This window comes from Moraxella sp. CTOTU49803, assembly GCF_032097965.1.
GTDB lineage: Bacteria > Pseudomonadota > Gammaproteobacteria > Pseudomonadales > Moraxellaceae > Faucicola > Faucicola tetraodonis.
In genome coordinates, this window is record NZ_DAMCJP010000017.1 from 1 (window position 1) to 16611 (window position 16611).

Genomic DNA, 16611 nt, shown 5'->3' on the forward strand with positions numbered 1-16611 from the left:
GCTTGACCGTCTTGTAGAAGGAATCCCCTTGCTTTAGCAAGGGGAGGAAGTCAAAGCAATGTAGTTTGGAGTAAAAAATTACCGCTCTACTTGACTGACATCACGCACCGCGCCGGTATCCGCGCTAGTAGTCATCGCTGCATACGCCCGCAAGGCGGCTGACACTTGGCGTTCACGATTGACAGGTTTCCAAGCTTGGTTGCCACGGCTCACCATCGCTTCTCGGCGTTTTTCCAGTTCGGCAAAATCAACCGCCAAATGAATCGAGCGATTAGGGATATCAATCTCGATAATATCACCTTCATTGACCAAACCGATGGTACCGCCTTCAGCGGCTTCTGGGCTGACGTGACCGATGGATAAACCCGACGTACCCCCTGAAAAACGACCATCGGTAAGTAGCGCACAGGCTTTACCTAGACCTTTTGATTTTAGGTAAGACGTCGGATACAACATCTCTTGCATACCAGGACCGCCTTTTGGACCTTCATAGCGAATCACCACGACATCACCTGCGACAATTTGGTCTGCCAAAATCGCTGCAACGGCGTCATCTTGGCTCTCAAACACACGGGCACGACCGGTAAATTTTAGGATGCTGTCATCCACGCCCGCTGTTTTGACGACACAGCCACGTTCAGCGATATTACCAAACAATACTGCCAAACCACCGTCTTGTGAGTAGGCAAATTCTTTGCTGCGGATACAGCCAGATTCGCGGTTGACATCAAGATTTGACCATTCATTGTTTTGGCTAAAGGCTTGCGTGGTGCGTACCCCACCTGGGGCTGCAATATACCGCTCACGTGCCTCAGCATTATCAGGATTCATGATATCCCATTGGCTCAGCGCCGCTTTGAGTGAGGCACTATGCACGGTGGGAACATCGGTTTGCAGCAGGTTTGCGCGATCAAGCTCGGCTAAAATTGCCATCACACCCCCAGCGCGGTGCACGTCTTCCATATGGTATTTTTGCGTCGCAGGGGCAACTTTCGATAGGCAAGGCACACGGCGGCTTAGACGGTCAATATCCGCCATTTTAAAATCTACTTGGGCTTCATGGGCAGCGGCAAGCAAATGTAGAATCGTGTTGGTTGAGCCACCCATGGCGATATCAAGGCTCATGGCGTTTTCAAATGCCGCTTTGGTCGCAATTGAGCGTGGCAATACGCTGGCGTCATCTTGCTCATAATAACGTTTGGCAAGTGCCACGATACGGCGACCTGCTTCTAAGAATAAATCTTTACGTTTGGCGTGAGTGGCAAGTAACGAGCCATTACCAGGCAGTGATAAGCCCAAGGCTTCGGTCAAACAGTTCATCGAGTTGGCTGTGAACATACCTGAGCATGAGCCACAAGTTGGGCAAGCAGAACGCTCAGTTTGTGCCACATCTTCGTCACTAATCAAGTCATCTGCCGCATCAATCATGGCGTCGACTAGGTCAAGTTTGCGAATTTTTTCACCCAATTCATTCATCACGGTTTCATGGGTGGTATGTCCATCGCCTAACGTAGATGCCAATACTTTGCCCGCTTCCATTGGGCCGCCCGACACAAAAATCGTTGGGATATTGAGGCGCATCGCTGCCATCAGCATACCCGGGGTGATTTTGTCGCAGTTGGAGATACAAACTAGCGCATCGGCGCAGTGGGCATTGACCATATACTCCACGCTATCGGCAATTAAATCACGGCTTGGCAAGCTATAGAGCATACCCAAGTGACCCATGGCGATACCATCATCCACCGCAATGGTGTTAAATTCTTTGGCAACACCACCTGCCGTTTCAATCTCGCGGGCAACCAACTGACCCAAGTCTTTTAGGTGTACGTGACCGGGTACAAACTGGGTAAATGAGTTGGCAATCGCGATAATCGGTTTGTTAAAGTCCTCATCTGTCATACCTGTTGCACGCCAAAGTGCGCGTGCACCCGCCATATTGCGGCCAGACGTGGAGGTTTTTGAGCGATATTGTGGCATGGTTGTTCCTTATTTCTAACAGTCAATACAAGTGATAAATTTAGCACTTAGTGTACTCTGTCTCGACCAAAAGGGCTAGTCATGGCTCATGATAGATAGTTATAATTGGTTTTAAAGAATGGCATATTAGCTACCCTTATCATTGCTATATTACGGCTATCATTCAATCGTATCTGGTAAAAACTCATCAAAAGGATTTTATTTTGACCAATCCCACCTTAAGCATTACCGATGTCATCCGACAAAGTCTGGCATTTTTAAGTAAAGATAGTTTAAGCAAACATGATTTGAGCAAAGATAAAAATACCGCATCAACAAATCAACCCTTCACCGGGCTGATTATTGGTAATGACACGCAGTCGGTTTTTAGCCAAATTCAAGCTATTGATCAAGCCGTGAGTTGGGAAGCGTTTGATTATCAAGAGTTTATCGCGCATCGGTTTGCCAAACGCTATGACTTGGCAGTGATAATTTTATCAAACGATAGCGCTATCGATACCCAAATCATTCAGCGCTGTCGCGACTTGTTTGCCAAGCATTGTTTGGTGGTGCAAAACTTATCCGAGCCAGCAACAGGTGTGGATGTGGTGAGCTTTGGCTTTAGCCGATTACATGAGCAGCCGATTGTAGAGAATGACCAAGATCACCATACAAGCTACCAAGTATGGCAATTTAATCTGTTTGACTATAAACATTTGCCAGATTGGTTTAATAGCAAGTTTTGGGCAAACCCTGAACTATGGAATAAATTTCGTTGGTAGCGGTTTTAGATATCACTGTTTTAGACAGTTTTTGTTGTTATCACTTATCTTATAAGCGGTAAATTTTTTTGAGCTACTTGTTTAATCCAAAAATTAAACTGCTTTGAGAACTTTGAGAAAAAGTTGGCTAAAATTTACAGTAACACTGTTTACAAAAAGCGCGAGATTGATTTACTCTATCGAAAAGTAACAAAATAGGTAAACGCGTTAAATAATAATTTTTGAGGAAAGACTATGAAATTAACGATGCTAAAAGTAGTAAGCACTGCTGCAATGATGGCAACCATCGCCTTAACAGGGTGTTCTGCCAAACGTACCGACACATCTGAAGTAGTGGTTGCGCCGATGGGCGTTCCCGGTGGCGTAGGCTACTATAACGGGGGCGCTGTGGTAACAAACTCAACGTCAGTTATCACCGCCGCGGGTGCTAACCCAAATGCCGTGTATTTCGGCTTTGATAGCAGTGAAATCGACGCTCAAGGTCAAGCCGTGTTAAATCAACAAGCGCAATTCTTACAAGCCAACCCAAGTGCCCGTGTCGCCATTGCTGGTCACACCGATGAGCGTGGTAGCCGTGAATATAATCTGGCATTGGGTGAGCGCCGTGCCCAAGCCGCACAAGCCTATTTAGCTACGTCAGGGGTATCAGCTTCACGTATGGAAGCCATCAGCTACGGTGAAGACCAACCTGCCGATCCCGGTCATGACGAATCAGCATGGGCAAAAAACCGCCGTGCAGAAATTTCTTACTAAGTATTATCTACTAAGTATTTGTTACTAAGCATTTCTTAGTGAGTAAAAGACAAAAAAACCTGTTGATTCAACAGGTTTTTTTGTGGTTAAAATCGGTTTATTTGACCAGTTGAACGGTACCATTGGCAGTGACCGTAATGGTGCTATCGCCCGCTTGGAAGTTTTGGTCAGCGACTTTGGCACTGCTGGCTTCTAGCATCATTACACTGCCATACGCGCGCGGTGCACGATAATCGCCCCCTTGACTAAAATCCAACGAGACTAATTGATAGCCTTTTGCGCCCCACACAGGTAGCAGCGTTTGCGCTTGGCGCTGGAAGTTTTTGGAAGCTTCCATCATCAATTCTTGCTCGGTGGCTTTGCGCGCGGCATCAGACACGCTAAAGTCTAATCCATCAAGGGTCATAAAACTTTGCAATTCAGCAATTAATTTGCTCGCGGCAACTGTGTCGGTGCTTTTTAAATTCAAGCTTGCAGTTCCCGTCCAACCAATGATTTTTTGGTTTTTGTCATATTGCGGATAGGTCGCTTGATTGCCCGTACTGACTTGCACTTGTGGGTATTTTTTGGCAATGGCAACCGCTTGGTTCAAGGTGGTAGCGATTTGATTAGCCACCTCACTGCTTGATTTGTTTTGCACAGTTTTGCTAAGGGTAGCATTGATTTGGTCATTGCTGACTTTTTTACTTGCAGAGGCAGCAAAGTTAAGCAAGCCATAGTTTAAAGTATTGGTCATTGATGAGTTCGCAGGGGATGGGTTTACAGGGTAGGTAGCGGCTGAAACACTGGTAAAAGGTAATAGCGTCGCCATAGCAAGCAAGCTGGCTGCAATACGTTTGGTCATTGTATGATTGGGATGATTGTTAGTTGCGGTGCTTAAGTGTGTCATAGTGTTTCCTATTGTTTTTTTCCTAGTTTTTCTAGTACTTTTTTATATGGGTTGGCATGAATCTGTTGCTGATTAAACTGCTATTTAGCTCATTCAATATGTCGTTGAATGGGCATTATAAAATATTTTGTAACATTTGCAGCGAAAGAATTGTAGAAAAAGGGTAAGAAGTTCGACAAAAATTTACCCGAATGTTGCTTGGTGATGGGTTAGCGTGCGTAAAAGTGAAATAAATACAAAAATTTGGTGTATATGATAAAAAGAGTTTGCATTTGGTCGCCAAATTCTCTAGAATACCGCTTCGGTAACCCCATTGGTAGCTTCGCAACTAGCTGCTGTGAACCCCGCCAGGACCGGAAGGTAGCAACGGTAGCAGCCAGCCAGTGTGCCGAAGATGTGCTAGTGGGGTTATCACTTTTTTAAGTAGGTGTTTTTGATGCCTATTTCACTTGGTAAGTTTTTTAATTGCGAAAGAAAACTGACCAATAATGACTCATATACGCTACCTAAACGCTAAGAGCAACGTCAATTTTCCAATTAATCTAGCTTATCCATCTGCCTATATATCACGCGCGCCATTGTAAGCGCTGATAATCTTCCGATGATAACCTAATATTTAGCATTGTATTTTTTTAAGCATTCTTGTGAATGCCGCGATACGAACTTTTTGATGGTTTTACTGTTTCAAAAGTTTTGATAAGTCTGACAGTAGGTTTTGTCACTATTTTTATAGTGAAAATAAGTCTTACAGACACGATTACAATGCTTTAAAGCGATTAACACGATATTTGTGATTAATGATAGCTGATAATTTTGCCTATTCATTTTGCTTATCCATTTTGAAAGTGCAGTCAGCTTGAGGGCTTTTGCTTGTTGCGTGTTTTCAATCAAGGTTACCACCGACACTTTGATTAACTTATTTTTTAAGGACTTACATGACTGATTTTAATTCAACCACAGATTTTGCTGATAACTCAATCGATAATTTTTTTAGCCACAGCCAAGCCAACAGCAATCAGCCTACTGGCAACACCCCAGTTGATGACACAGAAGCAACTGCGACAACGGATGTTGTCGCGACTGATACTGTAGCAACAGATGCGCCAACGTCTGATGATGCTAACCCTAGCGAAAATGGTTTTACCGCATTGGGTATTTCAGGTTCATTACTAAAAAGTATTGTGGCAACGGGTTATACCACACCAACGCCTATCCAAGCGCGCGCGATTCCTGCTGCATTAGCGGGTCGTGATTTGCTATTATCCGCACAAACAGGTAGTGGTAAAACTGCCGCGTTTGTATTACCAATTTTGCATCAATTAAACGAACTACAAGCTAAAGAAAAAGCGGCAGAAAAGACCGCAAGTGGCAAACGTGGTCGCCAACAGCCAAAAGTCGTACAAGCGTTGATTTTGACACCGACGCGTGAGCTGGCTAACCAAGTACAAGACAGTATCCGCAAATATGGCTCAGCCATGAAAGATTTGTACAGTGTGCCACTTGTGGGTGGTGCGGCATACAGTGGTCAAATCCGTGCGCTAAAAAAAGGCGTACAAATCATCGTAGCGACGCCGGGTCGTTTGCTAGATCATATCAACGCCCAGCGTGTAAATCTCTCTGATTTGACCATGTTGGTACTTGATGAAGCAGACCGTATGCTAGACATGGGCTTTGCCGATGATATCAATGCGATTTTGGAAGCCACACCCGCGCATCGCCAAACCATCATGTCATCTGCGACATGGGATGGTCCAGTCGGTAAAATCGCTGAAAGCTTTACCAAAGACCCAGAGCGTATCAACATCAAAGTTGAAACCGCACACATCGATGAAAAAGTGTACTTCTGTGACAACTTTGACCACAAAAATAAATTATTAGAGCACCTGATCTGTGACCCAGAGCGTGGTCAAGCGATTATCTTTACCGCGACCAAACGCAGTAGTGAAGAAGTCGCTGAGCGCCTACAACAATGGGAACACAAAGCCTGTTATCTACATGGTGACTTGCCACAAAGCAAACGTAATCGTATCGTCTCAGATCTACGCAGTGGCAAATTTGACATCGTGGTAGCAACAGACGTGGCTGCACGTGGTCTTGATTTACCTAATATTACCCATGTATTCAACTATGATTTACCGCGCCAAGTAGAAGATTATGTGCATCGTATCGGTCGCTCAGGTCGTGCCGGTCGTACTGGTATTGCCATCAACCTATGTAGCCGCGATGACCGTCGTCAATTTGGCAATATCGCCCGTTACCTAAAACGTGATATCAATGAAGCGCAAGTTGAAGGCTTAGAACCGCGTTTTGTGGAAAAATTTGAAGGTCGTGGTAAGCCTAATGGTCGTGATGGTCGCGGTCGTGGTCGCAGCGGCAGTGATAGCCGTGGCGGTCGTGATGACCGTGGCAGTCGCTCACAACGTTTTGGTGGTTCAAGCGAGCGTCGTTTTGCGGACAAGCCACGTTTTGACAACCAAGAACGCTATGGCAAATCAGCGAGCAACGATAGTTCGGCAAGTTTTGAAAAACGCGAGCGTTTTGACAAAGGTCACCAAGGCAACAGCGATAGTCGTTTTGGTCGTGATGATGCGAGTGTGCCGCGTCGTCATCGTGATTCAGATAACCGTCATGGCAACAGTCAGGGCGATTTTCACCGCGCTGCTAAATCATCGGACAAACCAAACTTTGACCGTGATTCACGCCAAGGCAATCGTGAGCCTCGCCAAGGTGAGTATGCAGATCGTCGCCGCGATGATAACCGTAGCTTTAACAAAGATGGCTTTAAAGGTTATCAAGGTGATAAACCACGTTACAACACTGACCGTAACAGCAGTGAGCGTCATGGCGAGCGTCCTAACCGCTTTGAAAAAAATGACCGTTTTGGTGACAAACCTTTTGCCAAAAAAACCGAACGCTCTAGCGAGTTTCGTGGCGATGACCGCGCTCGCAAGCCACGTCCAATCGTAGAAGAAACATTCGGTCAACCGCTTAAAAAACGTAGCGACAGACCGTATCCGGCAAAAGAGGGTCAACGTGCGGGTGATTCACGCTCAAATGGGTTTAAATCTGAGGGTTTCAAAAAATCAGATAAACCATTTGCAGGTAAATCGTCAAGATCGGAAGGATTTAAGTCATCGTCTGACCGTTATGCCTCATCAAGCAAGCCATCAGCTAAACCGGCTGGCAAACAAGATGGTTGGGATGCGCCAAAACGTAGCCGTCGCAATAGCACGGGCAAACCGCTATAAGCTATGATCAGTAAAAAAAGCACCTAATTGGGTGCTTTTTTTTGGGTCGCTTATTTTGACTTGTTATCAGCCTGGGCAAATTTTATCCCGTTGTGTGGGTGTTTGGGTCGTTGTGTTATTGGCAAAATTCGCCAACGGTTTGATACAGTTGTTTGCATTGCTCAGGGCACAGATTTTCCATATTCAAAAACGCGTGCGGCATATCTGCAAAATGGACGAGTTGGGATGGCGCGCCTGCGGCTTGTAATACATCATGATAGCCGATATCTTCATCACGCAGCGGACAATAACCAGACGTTAGGTGCAGTGTCTTTGGGGCTTGATACGGCGAATGATGTAGTAGGGTAGCCATATCGGTCCAAAACGGTGAGCTCAGCTCACGGTCATCATATGCTGAAAAATAATTGTCAAAATACCAGCGGATTTTGCTGGATTCCAGTAAATAACCCGTGCCATTTTCCTCAATCGAGGGTTGTGACATGGTGTAGTCTAGACTGGCATAAATCAAAATTTGATGGGTGATAGCTAAGTCTGTGCTCACACGGTTGGCAAGCCAATCTTGCACCAAGGTGGCAGTAATCGCTCCGCCACCGCTATCACCCGCTATGATAAGCTTGCCGTTACAGGCATAACCGACTTGCTGTAGGGTCGCTGTTAAATAGGTTAAAATCGCGTGGGCGTCATCAATCGCGGCAGGGTAGCGGTTTTCCGGCGCAAGGCGATATTCGGGCGCTACCACCACACAGCCTGTCGCTTCAGCCAATTTTTTATAGAGTTTATCATACACAGTGACACTGCCTGTCATGCCACCACCACCATGAAAATACACCATTACCGGCACGTCAGCCGCTGCTTGTTCATTTGGCAGGGGGCAGTTGCTCGGTACAAATAGCCTAAGTGATACGTTATAACCACGAAAATTGCTTGGCGTCACCAGCACCGTATCGATGATTTTTGCCATGTTGGGTGCGTCAGTGACAAATGCGGTTGTCAAATTGGCTAACGCCTCACGTGCGTTGATGGCATTGGGCTGAACGCCTTGCGCTAACAGATACGGAACAATCACTTGATGCAGCTGTGTCAAATACGCTTGCATGGCAGCGGGCATTGGCTGTTTTAAATTCTCCGGCATAATTCAATCCTATTGATTTTAAGGTTAACTTCCACAATGTGCTAAATATTACTGCAGTTTTGTCATGGCTGGATAGTCATGTTTTGAAAAATACTGATGTTTTGACAAACAGCCATGTGTTAAAAATATTACGCTCTAGGACGCCAAATTTGTCATTGAAGGCCTTTAAATACCTTTAATTAACGTGAAGGGCTTGCAAAGTACGGCTTAGGGTTAAACTTCTTTTAACAATAAATACCGCGCTTTAGTGCTAGTATAGGCATTTTTATGACAGGCAATACTTTGTAAAAAGGTCACCTATGACTTCTCAAGCACAACATGCCACTGGGCATTTAGATTCTTCCAATCATTTCACTGATACTGATACTCACACACTAACATCCATTAACTTAACTAGCCGCAATCCACCCCATAGCCAACCGCAAAATCAACCGCCTTTTCAACAACCGCCCTCTCAACAACCGAATGCCAAACCACCGACAATGCCACCCTCATTGATAGTCAAAATCATGATTGGCATGATTGGCGCGTTTGCATTTTTGCAGGTTTATTCGATTCAAGCGATTTTGCCGATTATGATGCAAGCGTTCTCAGCGACCGAAACGCAAGTGGGCATGACAGTTGGGGCGACGGTGATTGCCATTGCCATGATGTCACCGTTTATGGGGATGTTGTCTGATGCCGTGGGTCGTAAAAATATCATTGTGGCATCCATTGCCTTTATGGCAATACCCACGATGATGATTGGGCTGTCTGACTCACTCTCTAGCATCGTTATTTGGCGATTTATGCAAGGGTTGGCGGTACCTGGCATTACAGTGGTGACGATTGCCTATGTCGGGGAAGAGTACGCCGGCAAAGAGATGGCAAAAATGATGTCCTATTATGTCTCAGGTACAGTATTTGGGGGATTTTTAGGGCGCTTTATCTTGGGGCATTTAGAAGAGCTTATCGGCTGGGAAAAAGGCTTTTTGTTCATGGGCGTGTTAACGGTGTTAGGCGCTGGCTTGGTGGCTTGGTTATTACCGCGCTCACGTCATTTTCATGCCAACCCAAATTTTACATCGGCGCTGCACATGCTAAGTAAACATCTGCGCAACCGTTATGTGGTGACAGCAGGACTTCTTGGTGCGTGCGTGTTGTTTTCACTAGTAGGCTGTTTTACCTATGTCAATTTGCACTTGGCAGACGCACCCTATCATCTATCGAGTGCTGGGCTTGCCAATATTTTTGCTGTGTATTTGATTGGGGTGGTGGTCACACCGATTGCAAGTAGTTTAATTGCCAAATACGGTGCTGCCCGTATGGTGCGCGTGGCAGTGATGATTTCGATGATGGGCGTGCTAATGACATTGGCTGCGCCTATCTCTTTGGTGATTGTGGCGCTTGCGGTGATGTCAACTGGGGTATTTATTACCCAATCGGCGACCATTACTTATATCGCGGTGAATGTCAAAGAAGGGCGGTCGCTGGCGTCAGGTTTATATTATATGGCGTACTACATCGGTGGTAGTATCGGGGCGTGGGCGTGTGGTCTGGCATATGTACAAGGCAAATGGCTATATACAGTCTATACGCTGCTGGCTGTACAGGTCATCGCCTTACTGATTGCATTTTTTGGGCTAATTAAAATCCCAGTCAAAAGATAATCATTCATCACAAAAATAAACCCCAGTCAATGGGGCTTATTTTTTTTAACGGCTGTTAAGTGAAAGCATTTAAGCATTTAGAGATTAAAATTAGGGTACAAAGCGATCACGGTCAGGATGTTCACCAAATTCTTTACGGTATTTGGCTGAAATTTCATCCCAAATAGGCGCATTGTGTACGCCATTGGCGCGCGCATCATAGATTGGATCTTTGCCTTGTTTGATCTGTGCTTCATAATCGCGCAGTGCGGCAAACGCAGGTTTTTGCAAGAATAAGATACCAATGATATTTAGCCATGCCATCAAACCAACGCCCAAGTCGCCTAGTGCCCACGCCAAGTCGGCGGTTTTTAAGCAGCTATAAATTACCACGAATAAAATCACTACTTTGAGTAAAGGGATGGCCCAATTTAGCTTCACGCTACGAGTGAGATAACGGATATTGGTTTCTGCAATATAGTAGTACGCCATGATGGTGGTGAAGGCAAAGAAGAATAAAGCAATCGCTACAAACACTGAGCCAAAGCCTGGCATGATGTTTTCCATCGCAGTTTGCACATAACCTGGACCTGCCGAAACGCCTTTAACACCTTGATACAAGAAGGCTTCTTTATTGGCTGGGTCTTGTACGTTATACATACCGGTAATGATTAGCATGAAACCTGTCGCCGAACAAACAAATAGCGTATCGACATATACTGAAAACGCCTGTACTAACCCTTGTTTGGCTGGGTGTGACACATCAGCGGCTGCCGATGGGTGAGGACCTGTACCTTGGCCAGCTTCATTGGAGTAAACGCCACGTTTCACCCCCCATTGAACGGCAAGACCCAACACAGCGCCAAATGTAGAATCCATACCAAACGCAGAGCGGAAAATCAACGCTAGCACATCAGGTAACTGACCAATATGCATGATGATGATAACAATCGCCACGATGATATAGGCGAGTGCCATAAAAGGTACAATCAACTCAGCCGAGGAGGCAATACGCTTGACGCCACCAAAGATAATAAAGCCAAGTAGTGCCGCAATTACCGCGGCTGAAACGCTAGGTGCGACACCCAGTGAATTGTTCATCGCTTCAGCAATCGAATTGGCCTGTACGCCTGGTAACAATAAACCACAAGCCGCGATTGCCGATATCGCAAATAACACCGCGTACCATTTTTGACCCAGCGCTTTTTCAAAATAATAGGCTGGACCACCGATAAAAAAGCCTTTATCATCACGCTCTTTATAAATCTGCGCAAGCGTTGACTCAACGAATGCGGTACTGGCACCCAAGAAAGCTACCATCCACATCCAAAACAATGCACCAGGACCACCAAACGTAATCGCTGTTGCGACACCGGCAATATTACCTGTACCCACACGACCTGCGAGTGACATAGCGAGTGCTTGGAATGAAGACACACCTTGTTCGCTGCTTTTGCCATCCATCAGCAATCGAATCATGCGACCAAAATGACGCAATTGCAAGAAACGACTACGAATCGAAAAATATAAACCAACCAACAAACATAAATAGATTAATGCGGGACTCCATACCCAATCATTAATCGCATTGACAAAATCTTGCATAACGTTATCTCCCACTACCGTAGAAAGCTAAAACCCCATAGGATTTTTCGCTATTTGCCAACTGTTTAATTTATAGAAACGCTACTCTACCACCCAATAATAGTTTCTATAAACTTGCTGAATTATTACAGTTTCCTTATCTTATAAGAAAAAATTGGTTTTGCAAATGGTAATGATAAAAATTGGCGATAAATAATGCGAGAAAAAGTGATTGACTAACCTGTTTTTACCCCAAACATTTCACCGATAAGGTTGGTAGTAACCAACGCGACCACGCCCCAAATTACCACCCGCACAATGGCAGGGAAAATTTTGGCACCCCCCAAATACGCCGATAACCACCCCAAAACTGCCAATCCTATCAAGGTTACTGTGCCCAAACCGCCGACCAAATATTGTTTTGGTAATAGCCAAATACACAGCACCGGTAGCAGCGCCCCTGTGATAAAGGATAAAGCCGACGCCACGGCTGCCTGTAGTGGATTGGCGGATGCGGTATCGGTAAGTCCAATTTCATCGCGCGCATGCGCTTCTAGGGCATTGTGAGCGGTGAGTGCTACCGCAACATCATGTGCCATAGCAGGCGTTAAGCCGCGCTGAACATAAATATGCGTCAGTTCTTTTAGCTCGCGGTCTGAATTATGCTCAAGTTCATAGGCTTCTTTTGCCAAGTCGGCTTTTTCGGTGTCGGCTTGCGAAGAGACGGAGACATATTCACCCGCTGCCATACTAATTGCGCCAGCAATCAGCGATGCCACCCCTGTCAACAGCAAGGTGTGACTGTCCACTTGCGCTGCCGCAACCCCCATCAATAGACTGGCAGTAGAAATCAAACCATCGTTGGCGCCAAGCACGGTTGCGCGTAGCCAGTTGTTGCGATTACTAAAATGCGGTTCATGATGTGCTGAATACATGGTATTGCCCTCAAAAACAAAAAATTGACATAGATTAAAAAAGATAGATGAAAAGGTAAAAATAACAAAACTGGCTTAATAAATTCTTATAATGGGCTTAACAAATAATAGCCTTAACAAGGCTAGATAGTTTTTAGCCAAGTTTTTTATCATGATTGTAGGTTGATAAGTCAGCGTCTTAGTTGGCGTGATAGTTGCCAAGCTGCCTCATCGCGCAGCTCATGCGACTGCTTGGCAGACACAGTGGCTTGTCTGCCTGTGTTAAGCGATGACCATTCGGGCTTACCACGCGCTTTTTTGAGCAAACTTGGCAATCTATCAACTGACCAAGGCGCGAGCGATTGGCTCGCCATAATGCTATCAGTCGCCGCATGACCACGATGGCGTAGCGCAGTCAGCAAATCCATCGCTCGAGTCGCCAGTAAGGTCAGAGTAGCAGGGTCTATGTGCAGCCGTTTGACACCGCTGATTTTGTCGGCAATCACGCTGGTATTTGACAGTAAGCCACCTGCCAAACCACCAAGCGCCGTACCTAGCCCCAGTGACGTGCCAAGGGTGGCGACATCGATACCCAGTCCAATCAGCGCGCCTGCCGCTGCACCGCCTGTGGTACGAATCCCATAACTGGCTAGTACCTCTTTATCAAACGGATCGCGGCGATATTCAGTCAGTTCAAGCGGTGTGGTGGTAACGGTATTGTCATAAAACTTATAGAGGTTTAGCAGTTCATCTTGCATACTGCGTTCAGCTTGGCGCACTTTTTCTTGCATTTTTTGCAAGGTAGGTAGCGGATCATCCTCCTCATGAATGGTTTCAACAAAGGCGGCAACGTTTAATAAAAAATGCGCAATGATAATATTGGCATCATCGTACAAATTATCCCAATCGGCTTTACGACGCTCAATCAGCTGTTTGATAATTTCAGGTTGTATTAGCATGGTTTCTAAGTTTTGCCACAGTTTGATTTCATCATCAAATTCAAACGCCACTGAGTCAAACCGCGTGGAAACATGTAAGTTGCGGCGCGCGAGCATCTGCTGCCACTCATTGATATTGCTATCTTGACCCTTGGTAAAGTTAAATACGGGCATGACGGGGATGGCTGACCATGACAGCACCGTCAACTCATCTTTATATTTGCCGAGCACAGGCTCACGCGCATCAATCACATAAACGGCCATGTCACTGGCAATCAGCTGACGAATGACCTTGGCTTCTTGGCTAAACTCATCTTGCGCAGGTGCGCTTGCCAAAAATTGCTGTAACCGCTCCACACCGTCACGGCGGGCAGCGGTGTTGTCTTCTAACCAATCAAGTAGCCCTGACGCATCTTCTAGACCGGGCGTATCATACAGTGCCACCAAGCCTTGCCCCGTTTGGCTGTCATTGATCATGGCTTTTTCCACATGTCGGGTAGTGGCAGGCGCATTTTTGACTTCGCCAAAGTACATATCACGCAACAGGGTGCGTAGTAGCGAAGTTTTACCAGTATTGGTATGTCCTACCACCGCCAATTTTAACGCTTCATTTTCACCAATGCTGATTTTGCGGCTTGGATAGGGGTTTTGTTCAGCTTGGGCTAATGGATGGTTGGGCGATTGCATGGCGATGTCGGTGCTTGGATGGGTCGCGCTGTCAGTAGCCGTCTCTGGCAAGGTGGTATTTGCTGGCAAATAATCTTTGGTTAAATCAATTGTCAATTTTTCTTGGGTGGTTATGTCTCTGTTATCCATTATTTTGTTAACCTTTATATATTCAGCGCGAGCTATTTTTGGCAAGTTCTTTTGGCAAGTTCTAGGGCATGGTTGACATGATTGAAGGCAGTTTGGGTCAGTGGATGTGCCAGCCAATCATCAAAACTATGGGCAATATCGTCGGTATTTTCCATACTATCTTCTGCCAGTTGGTCATAATAATCCAAATAGCCTTCAGCAGTTAAAATCACCCAACCATCACTCACTGCGGATTTTTCTTCCATGGCTGACAAAGATAGATAAAACCCCAGCATATCAAGCATCAGCAAAATAGCGTCACTGGTGCTGTGTGGATAGCTATCGCCCATAGCAAACATGATGTCATCGAGCGCACTTAGCGCCTGTTCGATGCTATCGGTTTGCCAAGTTTGCCTGTTTATGATGTCAAACAGGGCTTGATAGTGGAGTTTTTCACTGTCGAGTTCGTTGTCAAGCCAATCGGCTGGTAAATTTTGCACAAATTGACGCAGTAGATTTTGCACAAAAGCGCTTTGCGCTGCGAGCGTAAGCTGTGCAGCAGTTTGGGCAATGCTATTAATCACATCGGCATAGCTTGTCGTGGCATTCATGGTTAATTTTCTCTTACTAGGGCAATCTGGCGTTCTGCCAACGCGGTTTCCCATTGTAGTTGACGGGCTTTGATGGTTTCAATTTCGCTCGGACTTGGCAGGTAGCCTTGATTGGCATCGAGCAGTTGTACAATCATACCGCCTTTTGCCGCGCTTGCGATATTATCGAGTTTTCGCAGGGTGCCACGGTCGGGGAGTGCGAGATTGGAGATACCGACGAGCACTTGAACAGGGTTGCTTTGAAGGTAGGCAATCAGTTTTTCCAAGTCATCACGATCATCGATACGACCAAAGTTTTGCGCAGCCATGCCGACGGTTTTGGCATACCAGTGCGGGTTGGCTTGCGGGTATTCGAGCAACACGGCAAGTTTATTGGCTAGGCTGATTTGCGCAGTGGGCGCGATAGGTTTTTGCTCAGCAGGGCTGTCATCGGGGTCAATCACTTTGCGCTGCCAAAAGTCGATAATTTTTTGATAATACGGCTGTTTGATATCAAGTTTCATACGGCTTGAGCGTACCATCATCAGACAACATAGCCATGCGAGCAAACGTGGCACGATACCGTACATCAGTAGGCTACCGATTAATAACATCGCCCAGCGAAACGAAATCATCTGTGGCGTGGTTTCAGGATTCATCTGCGCGGTGATAATATCTTGCGCCGTTGGGGTAGGAAAGCCTACCCAATGGGGGAGCCAAGACATCAGCTTGACCACTTCTACCACGTTGCTGTCTTGCAGTAAGGTTGATTCCCACACAAAATTATAATTTTTGACCAATAACAATAGAACTAATGAGACCAACATCCCCGATAGGCTGGCTAACCAAAACTGGTGGCTGATACGACTGACGTACCATTTGGTGCCAGCTTGATTGAGCTGATCTTGATACAGTTCAACCGCTGTTTGGGTAACAACATCTTTGCCACGCACTAGGGTTGCCGGGGTAAAAAAAGTACCAAAAAAACTGGGTTTATTGCGCGGTGAGAACAGCATCCAACCGAGCCAAACCAGTAAAATAATGGTATTAAACCCTAATAAACTGGCTAGCACATAAAAAAAGTTCACCACCTGCGCTTGCATCAAGCCAAATAACGCGACAAAGCCCAAAATAAACCACAGGACAGTCAATCCCCAAATCATGCCATTGACGCGGGTGTCAATGGTGGTGAGTAGCTGCGCAAGTTTGCCGTCATTATCAATGCGTGTGGCACGGCGGCGCAATTTGGTCAGCGGTTCGCCCGGTTCATGTTGCAGTTTTTCCGTGATAAGGATAGGGTCAGCGGCAAAAATATGCTGTTTTTCTTCAAGGCGGCGAATGAGTTCGGTGAGTTGGTCTTGGGGTGTGTACATTTTTAAGTTTCTTTTTTTATAGGTAG

The 16611-nt window shown here is 45.9% G+C and carries 12 protein-coding genes and 1 other RNA gene; 5 read left to right on the top strand and 8 right to left on the bottom strand.

Annotated features, from left to right (window positions below):
* Positions 1-78: 78 nt before the first annotated feature.
* Positions 79-1980 (bottom strand): dihydroxy-acid dehydratase, encoded by a 1902-nt coding sequence (gene ilvD, locus RT422_RS11550; protein ID WP_313422380.1) that lies wholly within the window; start codon positions 1978-1980, stop codon positions 79-81.
* Positions 1981-2183: 203 nt separating this feature from the next.
* Here ilvD and RT422_RS11555 point away from each other — a divergent pair, with 203 nt between their 5' ends.
* Complete coding sequence (locus RT422_RS11555; protein WP_313422382.1) at positions 2184-2741, top strand: DUF6231 family protein; 558 nt, start codon at positions 2184-2186, stop codon at positions 2739-2741.
* Positions 2742-2975: 234 nt separating this feature from the next.
* Positions 2976-3494, top strand: a complete 519-nt coding sequence (pal, locus tag RT422_RS11560; RefSeq protein ID WP_050325105.1) for a peptidoglycan-associated lipoprotein Pal — start codon at positions 2976-2978, stop codon at positions 3492-3494.
* 97 nt (positions 3495-3591) lie between these two features.
* On the opposite strand, the gene RT422_RS11565 is transcribed toward pal, so the two are convergent.
* Complete coding sequence (locus RT422_RS11565; protein WP_313422384.1) at positions 3592-4383, bottom strand: SIMPL domain-containing protein; 792 nt, start codon at positions 4381-4383, stop codon at positions 3592-3594.
* Between the two features lie 311 nt (positions 4384-4694).
* Between RT422_RS11565 and ffs the strand changes: the two genes are divergently transcribed.
* Both ffs and RT422_RS12190 read left to right on the top strand, forming a co-directional pair.
* Positions 4695-4791: signal recognition particle sRNA small type (ffs, locus tag RT422_RS11570), an RNA gene on the top strand.
* A gap of 527 nt (positions 4792-5318) precedes the next feature.
* A complete protein-coding gene (locus tag RT422_RS12190) occupies positions 5319-7631 on the top strand; it encodes a DEAD/DEAH box helicase (RefSeq protein ID WP_409520131.1) in 2313 nt (770 codons plus the stop codon).
* A 115-nt stretch (positions 7632-7746) separates the two neighbouring features.
* Here the strand turns inward: RT422_RS12190 and RT422_RS11580 are convergent, their stop codons facing one another.
* Entirely contained in the window at positions 7747-8763 is a 1017-nt protein-coding gene (locus tag RT422_RS11580; protein WP_313422386.1) for an alpha/beta hydrolase, read from the bottom strand.
* A gap of 482 nt (positions 8764-9245) precedes the next feature.
* Here RT422_RS11580 and RT422_RS11585 point away from each other — a divergent pair, with 482 nt between their 5' ends.
* Positions 9246-10412: an MFS transporter gene (locus RT422_RS11585; RefSeq protein ID WP_313422410.1), complete on the top strand. Its 1167-nt coding sequence runs from the start codon at positions 9246-9248 to the stop codon at positions 10410-10412.
* A 90-nt stretch (positions 10413-10502) separates the two neighbouring features.
* On the opposite strand, the gene RT422_RS11590 is transcribed toward RT422_RS11585, so the two are convergent.
* From RT422_RS11590 to RT422_RS11610, 5 genes are all read right to left on the bottom strand, one after another.
* Positions 10503-11996 (bottom strand): alanine/glycine:cation symporter family protein, encoded by a 1494-nt coding sequence (locus RT422_RS11590; RefSeq protein ID WP_313422388.1) that lies wholly within the window; start codon positions 11994-11996, stop codon positions 10503-10505.
* 215 nt (positions 11997-12211) lie between these two features.
* The gene (locus RT422_RS11595) at positions 12212-12910 is read right to left on the bottom strand and encodes a VIT family protein (RefSeq protein ID WP_312522754.1); all 699 of its coding nucleotides are present in this window, start codon (positions 12908-12910) and stop codon (positions 12212-12214) included.
* Between the two features lie 170 nt (positions 12911-13080).
* Entirely contained in the window at positions 13081-14643 is a 1563-nt protein-coding gene (locus tag RT422_RS11600) for a DUF3482 domain-containing protein (RefSeq protein ID WP_313422389.1), read from the bottom strand.
* Between the two features lie 32 nt (positions 14644-14675).
* Positions 14676-15233 carry a hypothetical protein gene (locus tag RT422_RS11605; protein ID WP_313422391.1) on the bottom strand — a complete coding sequence of 186 codons (558 nt, stop codon included), beginning with the start codon at positions 15231-15233 and terminating at the stop codon, positions 14676-14678.
* Positions 15234-15235: 2 nt separating this feature from the next.
* A complete protein-coding gene (locus RT422_RS11610) occupies positions 15236-16585 on the bottom strand; it encodes a DUF2868 domain-containing protein (RefSeq protein ID WP_313422393.1) in 1350 nt (449 codons plus the stop codon).
* Positions 16586-16611: the final 26 nt, after the last annotated feature.